Here is a 12,209-nt window from a genome sequence, read left to right on the forward strand (position 1 = left end):
TGGCGCGAACGGGTATTAACCGAACAGCCAGGAGGATCCGTGCCCGAGTCCAAGCCCCGCAAGCGGCCTGCCCGTCAGGCCCAGCAGACTTCCGCAGCACAGCAGTACAGGCCCAATCCGGTCTGGTACAAGGCTGTCATGTTCGGCTTGATGATCCTCGGCCTGATCTGGATCATCACTTTCTACATCACTGAGGGCCAGTTCCCCGTCCGCGAGTGGGCCTCGTGGAACATCGTGGCAGGCTTTGGTATCGCGATCGTCGGCTTCCTCATGACCACCCGCTGGCGCTCCTAGGGAAACCCCACCTCACATTTCCGTGCCCGTGAACGTCTACAAGATATGAGCATCCGGCACACCACCATGGATTCCCCGTTGGGGCAGTTGACGCTGACTGCCCGCGGGGAATTTTTGACGGGCATCTTCTACGAAGGTCACTGGCATATGCCTCCACCGGACTACTTCGGAGTTCCCGTGGGACTCCAGGATCCAGTCTTTAATGTGACCAGGGTTGAACTCGAGGAGTATCTCGATGGCCACCGCACTGATTTCGATGTCCCTTTAGAGGCACGCGGGAACCCCTTCCAGGAGAAGGTCTGGTCGCGGCTCCAAACCATCCCTTTTGGGGAGACTGTCAGCTACGGCGAGCTGGCCGCAGAGCTGGGGGATCCCCATCTTGCTCAAGCCGTTGGCTCAGCCGTCGGAAGGAACCCCATCAGCATCATCATCCCGTGCCACCGTGTAGTGGGTCGCAAGGGCCAGCTGACCGGGTACGCGGGTGGTCTCCCCAACAAACGCCTCCTTCTGGAACTGGAAGAACCGGCCACTGTGCGGGAAGGCAAGCTTTTCTGATGGAGCCAGAGCAGGCGGCAATCAAGAAGCCTTTCGAGGCCGTAGTCCAGGAACAGGGGGCCACGGTGCTCCGGGTTTGCCGTGCTGTCCTCGGCGTACACGATGCCGACGACGCCTGGTCCGATACCTTCCTGGCGGCCCTACAGTCGTATCCGGACCTTCCACCGGAGGCGAACGTGCAGGCTTGGTTGGTCACCATTGCACATCACAAGTGCATCGACCATCTGCGTGCCGGGAGTCGTCGTGCCCTCCCTGTGGACTCTCCGCCTGAGCAGCCTTCACGCCTTGGCATTCCCGGTGATGGACACGCGGAACTGCTGGACGCCGTCACGGGCCTTCCACCCAAGCAACGCCAGGCCGTCGCTTATCACTACCTTGCGGGTCTTCCTTATAAGGATGTCGCAGCGCTGCTGGGAGGCACGCCCGACGCCGCCCGACGCGCGGGTGCCGACGGCGTGAAATCACTCCGCAATGCCCTTGCTGATCTTCCTGCACTGGCGCATTCACTTTCGAAAGGAGAGCTCCGATGACACTTGAAGCAAGCCCTGATCACGCAGAGGTCGCATCGCTCCTTGAGCCCCTCGATGTTGGTCTCGAACCCGCACTTGCCAGCCTCCATGCCCGGCTGGCTCTGGACGCACAACTTATCCACACCTTGGACATCGCGTACCGGATAGTGGACTCACCGGTAGGAAAACTCCTCCTCGCCGCCACGGACCGTGGAATCATCCGTGTTGCCTTCGAACTGGAGAACCACGGGGATGTCCTGCAGCTTCTGGCCAACACCATCAGTCCACGGATCCTTCAGGCCCCGGCACGCCTGGATGATGCTGCGCGGCAACTCGACGAATACTTCGCCGGCACCAGGAGGGAGTTTGATCTGACCCTCGATTTCCGCCTGTCCCGCGGGTTCCGCTTGAACGTCCTGCAGCACCTGCCCCGCATCGCTTACGGCCGCACGGAAAGCTACGCGGAAGTCGCCTTGGCGGCCGGCAGTCCCAATGCGGTACGTGCCGTCGGGACCGCCTGTGCAACCAACCCACTGCCCGTGATCGTGCCCTGCCACCGCGTAGTGAAGTCGGACGGCAGCTTCGGCGGCTACCTTGGCGGAAGTGAAGCCAAACGAGCACTGCTTACACTCGAGGCAGCGGCGTGAACGAGGACGCCCTCTTTCCGCTGGAGCTGGTACAGCCGGAAAACCACGACGCCGGTCCCCGCCAGATTGCCCCAGGTGCCGTTCATGTTCCTGGCTGGCTGACTCTGGAGCAGCAGCGGTGGATAGTGAACCGCTTTGGTGAGTGGACGCACGGACCTGTTCCTCTGCGGGCCGCCACGCTTCCTGGTGGGCACCAGATGTCCGTACGTACCGTGTGCCTCGGCTGGCACTGGCAGCCCTACCGTTACTCACGGGAAGCCACCGACGTCAACGGCCGGCCCGTGCTGGACTTCCCTGACTGGATGGTCCGCTTGGGAAGGAAGGCGGTTGCGGCTGCCTATACGTCCGGTGACGACATTGATGAGTCGTTGAGCGCCTCTGCCGATGGGTACACTCCCGACGCCGCACTGGTGAACTTCTACGGCGATGGCGCTGCAATGGGGATGCATCAGGACAAAGATGAGCGCTCCAGTGACCCCGTGGTGTCCCTCAGCATCGGTGAGACGTGCATCTTCCGCTTCGGCAACACCAAGACCCGTACCAAGCCGTACACGGACGTCGAACTCCGCTCCGGAGACCTCTTCGTCTTTGGTGGGGCGTCCCGGTTCGCCTATCACGGCATTCCCAAGGTCCTCCCTGGAACGGCTCCTGGGGATTGCGGCCTGTCACACGGGCGGATCAACATCACCATGCGGGTCACAGGACTATCTTGACGCGGACTCCCGGACCCCGAGCCTAGAAGGTGCCAGAACGGCGCCGGGTCCCTGAACGTAGCAGGAGCCATGAACCTCGCAGAAGCTTTCAACGGCCCGGTAGTCCGAATGTCAGAGGCACCGGGCAGAATATCCCCAGAAGCAAATAATTTGCCGATGCTCCTGGAGTTTCGGCCGCAGAGGAGCGTTCATGAGCCCGGATAACGGCATCATTATTGGCGACGATGGCCTTGCCCGTCCCCTGTGGGCAGCCTCGGACCCCCTCATGCAGGCCTACTACGATCACGAGTGGGGCATGCCCGTCCGCGACGAGCAGGGCATGTACGAACGCATCAGTCTTGAAGCATTCCAAGCCGGTCTTTCCTGGGCCACCATCCTGCGGAAGCGGGACTCGTTCCGGAAGGCCTTCCTGGATTTCCATCCGGAAAGCGTTGCCGCCTTTACGGAAGCCGACGTCGAACGGCTCATGTTGGACGCCGGGATCGTGCGCAACCGCCTCAAGATCCGAGCGGCCATCACTAATGCCAAGGCAACCATCGCGCTCCGTGATGAGGGTGGCTTGGTGGATTTCGTCTGGTCCTTCCAGCCCGAAAGCACCCCGGAGCCCCGAACGTTTGCCGATATCCCCACAAGCTCTCCTGAGTCGATCGCCCTCTCCAAGGCGCTCCGCAAGAAAGGTTTCGCGTTCGTCGGGCCCACCACCATGTACGCCTTGATGGAAGCAATCGGAATCATTGACACACATCTGGTGGATAGCCATCGCCGTGGAACATCCGGCGTGTGGATCTGAGCGAGCCCCTGGCTCCGGGCGTAAGCCTTCCGCGACGAACCCGTAGTTGTTCGCGAATACCTCACGATCTTGTCCACAGAAGTGGGGAACTTTATCCACAGGCGTGGATAAAGTCTGTGGACATCAACGTATTTCCCACGGAATCGCCGAGTTGCCGCCGGTTTTGACACGTACATGCCCAGTGAAGACTTATACCCACTGTGTACAGCGCTGTGGATAGTGCCCCAAGCTTCACCGTATGTTCAACATCCTGGGATTGCCGGATTTGCTAAAGGCCCCTTCGGTGATCCTCGACGAGCACTCCAGCACGGTTCACGCCTTGACTGGCGTCGGGTGGAGAGCAGAGACAGTTACCCACTTAACAACAGCCCCCTACCCACAAGTTATCCACAGGTGGGGAAAACTTGTGGGTTTCAATCCCGGAATCGCCGCCGTGCTGGGCTGCATTGGCCATCCATGACGGTGAACTACACGGCTGTAAGTTATTAACATTGTTGATAAGCCTGTTGATAGACGGCCCTCCAGGGCGTAATTAACATGGTTATCCACAGAAGCACCTCCAGGACCCCTGTTGTCCACATATTCGACTGTCTCGGGGACAAAGTTATCCACAGTTGTGGAGAAATTCATGCCTTTCGGGGGATATCTACCGCTCTGACGCTTCCAACGAGGGGATGTGGGTCTAACTACACTGATGTAAGTTACGCACAGTGTGGATAACGCTTGTGGATAACCAGTTAAATGCCCCCTCCGGTCCACTATGTCTTCAGGGCGTACCGTGGTGCCATGAAGAGCGACTTCAAGAAGCAGATCCAGACCTACGGCGCCAAGCGCGGCGTATTTTCTGTGGTGACCGTTCCCCGGCTCAAGTTTTTGATGATCGACGGGCACGGGGACCCCAACACCGCGCAGGCGTACAAGGACGCGTTGACCACGCTTTACCCCGTTGCCTACAAGCTGAAGTTCTTCAGCAAAACGGAACTGGGGCAGGATTACGGTGTCATGCCCTTGGAAGCGCTGTGGTGGTCGGATGACATGGAGTCCTTCACCAGTGCCAGGGACAAGTCACGCTGGGACTGGACGCTCATGAACATGGTTCCTGATTGGATCACCCGCGAGCACTTTGAAGCCGCACGTCAGGCCGTCGCCAAAAAGGGCGAGGCCCCGGCATTGGAAGCAATCCGCCTCGAGTCGCTGGAGGAGGGGCTGAGCGTGCAGACACTCCACGTAGGTCCCTACGACGACGAAGGGCCCGTGCTGGAGGAGATGCACAACGCCTTCATTCCGTCGCAGTCATTGACCATGACCGGCAGGCACCATGAGATCTATCTCGGGGATCCTCGCCGCACGGCACCGGAAAGGCTCAAGACCATCCTGAGGCAGCCGGTCACTCCGGACGCCGGCTAGAGCAACGGCTAGCCCAACGTCACGGGCTAAGGGGGACAGCGGACAGCCTTGTAGCTAGGAGGCGTCGCCGTGGCTAGGAGGCTTCGCCGTAACTAGGGGGCGTCGCCCATCATCCAGCGGTGACGCGGAACCAGGTCACCACTGCCAGCAGACCTGCCACCAGAACGAGTCCTCCGGCTTGGAGAAGGGCCTGGTTCTTGCCTTTGGGAGCGTAGGCGATCGCGGCAGCAGCGAGTCCGCCGGTGATCAGGCCGCCCAAGTGTGCCTGCCAGGCAATGCTGGGGACAAAGAAGCCGATTGCGCCATTGATGGCGATCAGGACCCAGAGTTGTTTGGTTTCGCCGCCGCGGTGACGTTGGACCACCAGCATGGCGCCGAACAAACCGAAGATGGCCCCGGAGGCTCCCACCACGCCAATGACAGGGAACGTTGGAGTCAGCAGGAGATAAGCGGCCGAACCACCAATAGCGGACAGCAAATAAACCGCCAGGAATCGGATCCGCCCGAGCAAAGGCTCAAGGGCTTGTCCGAAGATCCACAGCGTGTACATGTTCAGGACGATGTGAAGCAGGAAACCCTGCGAGTGAAGGAAGGCTGCCGTGAGCATGCGCCAAGGCTCGCTGGCGGCAGCATAGTTCGCGAAGGCAAAGTTCTGGAAAACGGCGTCGCCCGGCACGATCCACTGAAGGATGTAAACCAGCACGCACAACCCGATGATCGTAAAAGTCACCAAAGGCCGGCCCACTGCCAAGGCGCCGCCGTACGGCGACCGGTACACCGGCGTCGTACGTTTTTGTTCGTTGACACAGTCAACGCATTGGAATCCGACGGCGGCCGTCCGCTGGCATTCGGGGCACGCAGGGCGCCCGCAGCGCTGGCACCGCACATAGGAGGGCCTGTCCGGGTGCCTGGGGCACACCGGAATATCAGCGGACGGCTCGGCCGACGGAATTCCGTAACTCATGAGCTCTGGTTCAGCCTGTGGCTAGAGCTGTTCGATGTCGATGCTGTTGATGACAACGTCTTCAACCGGGCGGTCGCCCATGCCGGTGCGGACAGACTCGATCGCGTCCACAACCTTGCGGGATTCCTCATCCGTTACCTCGCCGAAGATGCTGTGCTTGCCGAACAGCCAGTCGGTGTTCACGGTGGTGATGAAGAACTGTGACCCGTTGGTGCCCTTGCCCATCTGGATGCCGGCGTTGGCCATAGCAAGCTTGTACGGAGCGTTGAAGGTCAGTTCCGGGTGGATTTCGTCGTCGAACTGGTAGCCGGGGCCACCCACGCCGCGTCCCAGCGGATCGCCTGCCTGGATCATGAAGTCTTTGATGATCCGGTGGAAGATGGTGCCGTCGTAAAGGGGGGTGCCGGTCTTGTCTTCGCCGGTTTCCGGGTGGTTCCAGGACTTTTCGCCCGTAGCCAGGCCAACAAAGTTGGCGACCGTCTTGGGGGCGTGGTTGCCGAAGAGGTCAACCTTGATGTCGCCGAGGCTTGTGTGGATCGTTGCTTTTGCGGTTGCGATGGTCATGGCCCCATTCTTCCATGCAGGGTCAACGCCAGGACGGCTGTAAAGCCGGTTCCGCGCTCGGTGAAATCCGGGACCAACTCGGACGGATGAATAGCCGGTGTTCCACAAGCGACGTAGGCTAGCAACAAACGAGCATGTGTATCGGGAGGTAGTTGTGAAGAAATCAGACCGTATTGCCCGCGAACTCGAACAATCAGTCACGGCCGGTGTGGATAACGCCCGCGACTGGGCTGCACCGCGTGTGGAAGCGGCCGTTAATTGGGCTGTTCCGCGTATCCAGCACGGCATTGACAGCGCTTCCCCCAAGATCCAAGAGGGTCTTAAGTCCGCTGCGCACAACCTCGCCGACGGCGTTGCAGTTGTCACCCCGCGGATTCAGGATGGCTTGGCGCACCTTGCGCCGAAGATCCATGACGTAGTGGAAGACGCGACACCCAAGATCCAGGAGACCCTCAACAGGGCCACTCCGGCGCTCGGCCATGCACGGGACAAAGTGGTGGACGAGTACCTCCCCAAGCTCTCCGAGCAGTTGGGGCAGGCCTCGGTTGCCGTCCATCACGCCCTGGAGAACGCTCCTGCACAGGTGGACGCCGTAGCGCAGAAGCTGGTTGATTCGGGCGTTGTGCACAGCGTCCAGGAGCAGGCCCAGGCCACGGGGAAGCAGATCAAGGCAGTTGCCGATCAAGCTGGCAAGGCTGTTTCCACCAAGCTGGTCAAGGAGCCGAAGCCCAAGAAGCGCGGATGGTTGATCGTCACGGTCATTGCTGCCGCGGCTGCTGCCGGTGTTGCTGCCTGGAAAGCCTCCAAGCCGGTGGAAGATCCGTGGAAGACGCCTTCTCCGGTCACGCCGACTCCCGCTCCTGTTCCGGCAACGGCTTCAACTCCTTCTCCGACGGCGGCCTCCGCGCCCGCTCCGGCAGCAGACGTTGAGTCCAAGGCAACGGATATCACTCCGGAGGAAGCCGCGGCTGAAGCTGAGCAGGCAACGAAGGATGCCTTCAAGAACGTTGAGGCCTCCACGGAGAAGGTGGCAACCGACGCCAAGACTGCCGTCAAGAACATCGCGGCCAGCTTGCACAAGGACGCCGATGGCAAGGACTCCGATGCCAAAGGTGCACAGAACTAACCACTGACTCACGGCCTCGAAGAGGGGCAGGCAAAGTCAACCATCTGAAGGGATCCCGGCGAAGGCCGGGGTCCCTTCAGTGTTTGCCGGCTTGTAACCAAAGCCTCCATCGCATGCCGCGGCCCGGGTGTTAGATTTGAGGTGATGTCAGCCGATAGACCCCTTGCGGGTTCCCTCCAGGATGCTCCGGAACCCCCCGGCGTATCCATCGTCATCCCGGCGTATAACGAGGAAAGCGTCATTCGCCAGTGCCTCATCGCGGCCATCTACCAGTCGGTTCCCGCCGAAGAGATCATCGTGGTGGATAACCTGTCCACGGACCGCACGGCCAGGATCGTGCGCCAGATGCAGCAGGAATATCCTGAGAGCCCCATCATCCTCATGCGGCAGGAAGCCGCGCAGGGTCTTATCCCCACACGCAACCACGGGTTGAACAACGCCACGGGAGATGTGGTGGGCCGCATCGACGCTGACTCAGTCCTTGAACCGGATTGGGTGGAACAGGTCCAAAAGGCCTTCATGGACCCGTCCGTAGCGGCTGCCACCGGTCCCGTGGTCTACTACGACATGCCAATGCGCCGCTTCGGGCTCAAAGCGGACGACAAGATGCGCCAGCTCATGCTCCGTCTGGCCAAGCATCAGTACCATTTCCTCTTCGGCTCCAACATGGCGCTCCGCCGCTCGGCATGGGAAACCATCCGTGACGAAGCGTGCCTGGACCCCAAGGACGAGATGCACGAGGACATCGATCTTTCGCTGCACCTGTTCGAACACGACCTCAAAGTGCAGTACCTTCCCCAAATGGTGTCCGGCATGTCTGCACGGCGGCTTGAGGACTCACCCAGGGACTACCGTTACTACGTCCAGCGTTTCGATCGGACATACAAGGCCCACAACGTTAAGAAAATGGCGTTGAAGGCACCCATGGTGGTGTTCTTCTCGGTGTACTTCCCCGCAAAGTTGCTGCGCGCCATCCACACGGCCAACTCGACGCAGGGCGCCCGCCGCGGCGGTATGTAAGCGCCCGACGGCGGCACCCTAGTCCGTGCCCAGTTCGGCTTCGCGTCGGTCTGCTTCCGGCCGGCCACGCCGCTGACCGGCCACAACCACGGCCAGCCCCACAAGAATCAGCGCCAACCCCGCATAGGTACCGGCGGGCAAGGTCTCATTCAGGAAGATGGCCGCCAGAAGAGCAGCACCTGGAATCTCCAGCAGGATGATCATGGACACCAGCAGCGGACTCATCGTAGCCAGTAGATGGTTAAAGGCCGTGTGACCCACCAGCTGCGCACACACGGTGATGGCGATAATGCCAAGCCAACCACCGGCGTCGAACCCTGAGAGTGGCTGGGCAGTGAACAAAGCCAGCCCTGCCACAATCGCCGCACACATGCCGTAGCAGAGCGTCGTGTACGTTCCCGTCCCCATGGATTGCCTCGCTTTGCCACCGGCCAGCGTGTACAGCCCGGCCAAGGCGCCGCCTGCAACTGCCAGGAGGTCACCCAGGAGCGCTTCCGGGGATGAACCCATGTCGAACCCGGTGATGGCCACAACGCCGCCGAAAGCGATCCCCAGCCCCACCAGGACCGGCCACCTGTGCCGGGTACCCCGCAACAGCTGGAACACGGCAATCCACCCCGATTGAAGGCACACCAAGGCAGTAGCCGCAGCCACTGACGTCAGCTGAAGGGCAGTAATGAAACAAGCGAAGTGGAAGGCCAGTGCCACGGCGGCCACCGCGGACCAGCCAAACTCGCGCCGCGTGATCCGCCCGAACGCTTTGGGCTCCCGAATGATGACGGGGCCCGCCATTACCACGGCACCAATAGCGTTGCGCCAGAACGCTATAGCCAAGGCGGTTACCGAGGTGGCACCGAGCGTGCCGGCCATGAGCGGTCCGGAGGCGGCCACTCCCAGGACACCGAGCGCAGCAATGAGAAGAGTCACGGATCCAACCCTAGTGGGGCGAATGAGCCCGTCCGCCCTATCTGATGTGCTGACAGTGTGATTGTCTTGACTCAACATTCCAATGAGCCGGTGACGGCGTACCCAGGGGGATACCTGATTGAACAGAGCACCCGTCGGCGGTGGCTCCAAACGGAGACGGCAGGTTCTGCTGCTGGTCGCAGCCGCGGCGCTTGCGGCGGCTCTCGTAGCGACCGGCTGGTTTGTTATTTCGCGGGACCGCCCAGACGCACCTGAGGGAAGCGTGGCCGGCGTTCCAAGCATCTTCCCGGTGCCACAGCATGCACGTGTTGGCACGGGGGCCCCTGTTCCCCTCACTGGCCACGTTTACATCGTGGCTGGTTCCGGAACCGACCAAGCGTCTATCGACGCCGTTCAGGACCTTGTGGTGGGGGCCGGCGGAACCACTGAGTTGGTGACGGCCATGGCCAACCGGCGAGAAGGATCTTCCGCCGTCTATCTGGGCCTCGAGGCAGATTCGGCGGTGCGGCCGGTCCTCAAGGAACTGCAGTTGGATACTGATCCGGAAGTCAGAGATGCTCTTGGACGAGCCGAGGGTTACGCGGTTGCCACGGGCATCATTACAGGACGTCCGACGGCGGTGCTCGCCGGGCGGGATAGCGACGGCGTCTTCCACGCTGTGCAGACCCTCCGCCAACTGCTCAGGAACGGATCAGTAGCTGCGGTAAGGGTCAGCGATTGGCCGCTGATGGAGACCAGGGGCGTCATCGAGGGCTTTTACGGGACGCCTTGGTCCCATCAGGCCCGATTGGACGTGATCGAATTCGCGGGCCAGCAGAAGATGAACACCTATATCTATTCGCCCAAGGACGATCCCCTTCTCAGGGATAAATGGCGGGACCTCTATTCGGACCAGGAACTCAGGGATTTGCGGGAGCTGATTGACGCCGCGTCGGACAACCACGTCCGGTTCTCCTACGCGCTGTCACCAGGGATCGACATATGCTATTCGCGCCTCGCGGACCTCGACGATGCCGTGTCCAAGCTTGATTCGTTGTATTCGCTGGGTGTGCGCTCCTTTGTCATTCCGCTCGACGACATCGCGACGAAGGTCCAGTGCGACGAAGATCTTCAGGAGTTCGGGTCCGGACAAGCCAACCTGGCAAAGGCGCAAGCCTCCTTCCTGAATGACGTGAATGAAAGGTTCATCTCAGCGAAAGAGGGAGTCCTTCCACTCGAAACCGTCCCCACTTTTTACAACGGTTCGGCAAGCAATGCCTATAAGCGGGAACTCGGCAAGGCGCTAAATCCCGGGATCGTGGTGCAGTGGACCGGTGAAGACGTGGTGTCGCACCGGATCACAGAGGATTCAGCAGAAGCCGCGGGCCTCACATATGGGACTCCGGGTTCTCCACGGAGTTTGGTCGTCTGGGACAACTACCCAGTCAACGACTTTTCGCAGGACCACCTTTTTCTGGCCCCAGTCATCGGGAGGGACGCCAACCTCCATAAGACAGTCCGCGGCATCGTCACCAACCCGATGATCCAGCCCTACCTTTCCTTGCCGGCCATCTTCAATTACGCCGACCTCTCGTGGAACGGTCCAGCATATGATCCCTCCAAATCCATGAATGCGGCGTTGTCCCTGATTGCTGGTTCCGACCCGGAAGTACAGGCCGCGGTGAGGGCGTTCGTAGACCTCAACCAGGACTGGCAGGACGATGCACTGACGCCGTCCGCACCGGAGCTACGGCGCGATATTGACCAGTTTTGGGCCGATTACGACGCCGGGAGGTCGCCTTCCGGCGGTTTGAAGGCCCGCGCGGAACTACTTCAGCGCCTGCCCGAACTCCTTCCCCGAATGAAGGTGCCGGGCTTCGCCCAGGACGGCAGCACGTGGATTGCAGCGGCTGCTGAGTACGGACGTGGCGTGGAGGAGGCTGTGTCCATGCTCGAAGCCGCCAAGCGTGGGGACACCCAGTCTGCCATGCAGGCCCGGGGGAACGTGCAGGGTGCGCTGACGGCAGCTGCTGCCAAGACTCAACCAACCTTGGAGCTCGGCGTCGTCTCACCTGTGCTTGGGGACAGCGAATTAACAATGTTCCTCGAACGAGCGCTGCAGGAGGCACCACCCAACTAGGTCACAGATCAGGGCCTAGTGAGCAATCATCGGGCCCTGATCTGTGACCTACTTCGGCTTAAATGCAAAAGTCCCGGTCATTTCTGACCGGGACTTTTCTTATGGTGGAGGCACGGGGACTCGAACCCCGAACCCCCTGCTTGCAAAGCAGGTGCGCTACCAATTGCGCCATGCCCCCATAAGAAGCAACCCATCAATCATACCCCATGTCAGGACTGGTAATTACCAATCCGTACCGGGCTCTTCGGCTAGTCCACCGTATCGGTTGACTTGCTCCAGACATCCTTCCGGGCTTCGGATTCCTGCGCCTTTTTATAGACCAGGACGCCTGCGATTGCAGCTGCCACAACTACCAGCAACTTCTTCACAAGCACCTCATTCCGGTTCAGTTTTACCTGAACCTCTTTGTGGTTCCGTGGGCGTACCAGGACTTGAACCTGGGACCTCTTCGTTATCAGCGAAGCGCTCTAACCGCCTGAGCTATACGCCCCGATGCCTCATCGGGCCGAGATATGACTGTACAGCACATCCCGGCCCGATCTCAAATCGAGGCATTTCCCCGGTGCAATTCCGC

Annotated in this window: 14 protein-coding genes and 2 tRNA genes; 10 read left to right on the forward strand and 6 right to left on the reverse strand. The window is 60.7% G+C overall.

What is annotated here, in order from left to right; all coding sequences use genetic code 11:
- The first annotated feature begins 39 nt into the window (after positions 1-39).
- The 7 genes from CQ020_RS07065 (at position 40) to CQ020_RS07095 (ending at position 4,915) form a co-directional block, all read left to right on the forward strand.
- On the forward strand, positions 40-294 hold the full coding sequence (locus tag CQ020_RS07065; RefSeq protein WP_024818866.1) for a cell division protein CrgA: 255 nt from the start codon (positions 40-42) through the stop codon (positions 292-294).
- A gap of 45 nt (positions 295-339) precedes the next feature.
- Entirely contained in the window at positions 340-849 is a 510-nt protein-coding gene (locus tag CQ020_RS07070) for a methylated-DNA--[protein]-cysteine S-methyltransferase (RefSeq protein WP_105691193.1), read from the forward strand.
- The gene (locus CQ020_RS07075; protein ID WP_105691194.1) at positions 849-1,379 is read left to right on the forward strand and encodes an RNA polymerase sigma factor; all 531 of its coding nucleotides are present in this window, start codon (positions 849-851) and stop codon (positions 1,377-1,379) included. The genes CQ020_RS07070 and CQ020_RS07075 overlap by 1 nt, the downstream gene beginning before the upstream one ends.
- Complete coding sequence (locus CQ020_RS07080) at positions 1,376-2,005, forward strand: methylated-DNA--[protein]-cysteine S-methyltransferase (protein WP_105691195.1); 630 nt, start codon at positions 1,376-1,378, stop codon at positions 2,003-2,005. Before CQ020_RS07075 ends, CQ020_RS07080 begins: the two co-directional genes overlap by 4 nt.
- Positions 2,002-2,718, forward strand: a complete 717-nt coding sequence (locus CQ020_RS07085) for an alpha-ketoglutarate-dependent dioxygenase AlkB (RefSeq protein ID WP_105691196.1) — start codon at positions 2,002-2,004, stop codon at positions 2,716-2,718. Before CQ020_RS07080 ends, CQ020_RS07085 begins: the two co-directional genes overlap by 4 nt.
- A gap of 190 nt (positions 2,719-2,908) precedes the next feature.
- Positions 2,909-3,508: a DNA-3-methyladenine glycosylase I gene (locus CQ020_RS07090; protein WP_105691197.1), complete on the forward strand. Its 600-nt coding sequence runs from the start codon at positions 2,909-2,911 to the stop codon at positions 3,506-3,508.
- Positions 3,509-4,294: 786 nt separating this feature from the next.
- Positions 4,295-4,915: a GyrI-like domain-containing protein gene (locus tag CQ020_RS07095; protein ID WP_105568093.1), complete on the forward strand. Its 621-nt coding sequence runs from the start codon at positions 4,295-4,297 to the stop codon at positions 4,913-4,915.
- Between the two features lie 109 nt (positions 4,916-5,024).
- Here CQ020_RS07095 and CQ020_RS07100 read toward each other — a convergent pair whose 3' ends face one another.
- Positions 5,025-5,879, reverse strand: coding sequence for a rhomboid family intramembrane serine protease (locus CQ020_RS07100; RefSeq protein ID WP_105691198.1), 855 nt, complete (start codon positions 5,877-5,879; stop codon positions 5,025-5,027).
- Positions 5,880-5,900: 21 nt separating this feature from the next.
- The gene (locus CQ020_RS07105) at positions 5,901-6,443 is read right to left on the reverse strand and encodes a peptidylprolyl isomerase (RefSeq protein ID WP_024818858.1); all 543 of its coding nucleotides are present in this window, start codon (positions 6,441-6,443) and stop codon (positions 5,901-5,903) included.
- A gap of 154 nt (positions 6,444-6,597) precedes the next feature.
- On the opposite strand from CQ020_RS07105, the gene CQ020_RS07110 reads away from it, so the two are divergent.
- Together CQ020_RS07110 and CQ020_RS07115 are read left to right on the forward strand one after the other, a co-directional pair.
- On the forward strand, positions 6,598-7,569 hold the full coding sequence (locus tag CQ020_RS07110) for a hypothetical protein (protein ID WP_105691199.1): 972 nt from the start codon (positions 6,598-6,600) through the stop codon (positions 7,567-7,569).
- Positions 7,570-7,713: 144 nt separating this feature from the next.
- Entirely contained in the window at positions 7,714-8,589 is an 876-nt protein-coding gene (locus tag CQ020_RS07115; protein WP_024818856.1) for a glycosyltransferase family 2 protein, read from the forward strand.
- Positions 8,590-8,607: 18 nt separating this feature from the next.
- Here CQ020_RS07115 and CQ020_RS07120 read toward each other — a convergent pair whose 3' ends face one another.
- Positions 8,608-9,516: a DMT family transporter gene (locus CQ020_RS07120; RefSeq protein WP_105691200.1), complete on the reverse strand. Its 909-nt coding sequence runs from the start codon at positions 9,514-9,516 to the stop codon at positions 8,608-8,610.
- Between the two features lie 118 nt (positions 9,517-9,634).
- Between CQ020_RS07120 and CQ020_RS07125 the strand changes: the two genes are divergently transcribed.
- Positions 9,635-11,635, forward strand: coding sequence for a beta-N-acetylglucosaminidase domain-containing protein (locus tag CQ020_RS07125; protein WP_105568069.1), 2,001 nt, complete (start codon positions 9,635-9,637; stop codon positions 11,633-11,635).
- A 102-nt stretch (positions 11,636-11,737) separates the two neighbouring features.
- On the opposite strand, the gene CQ020_RS07130 is transcribed toward CQ020_RS07125, so the two are convergent.
- The 3 genes from CQ020_RS07130 to CQ020_RS07135 all read right to left on the reverse strand — a co-directional run bounded on the left by CQ020_RS07130 (position 11,738) and on the right by CQ020_RS07135 (position 12,125).
- Positions 11,738-11,813, reverse strand: a tRNA-Ala gene (locus CQ020_RS07130).
- 70 nt (positions 11,814-11,883) lie between these two features.
- Positions 11,884-12,003, reverse strand: a complete 120-nt coding sequence (locus tag CQ020_RS24315) for a DLW-39 family protein (RefSeq protein WP_217639245.1) — start codon at positions 12,001-12,003, stop codon at positions 11,884-11,886.
- A gap of 48 nt (positions 12,004-12,051) precedes the next feature.
- Positions 12,052-12,125, reverse strand: a tRNA-Ile gene (locus CQ020_RS07135).
- Between the last annotated feature and the right edge of the window lie 84 nt (positions 12,126-12,209).

Source organism: Arthrobacter sp. MYb23 (genome assembly GCF_002979775.1).
Classification (GTDB): Bacteria; Actinomycetota; Actinomycetes; order Actinomycetales; family Micrococcaceae; genus Arthrobacter.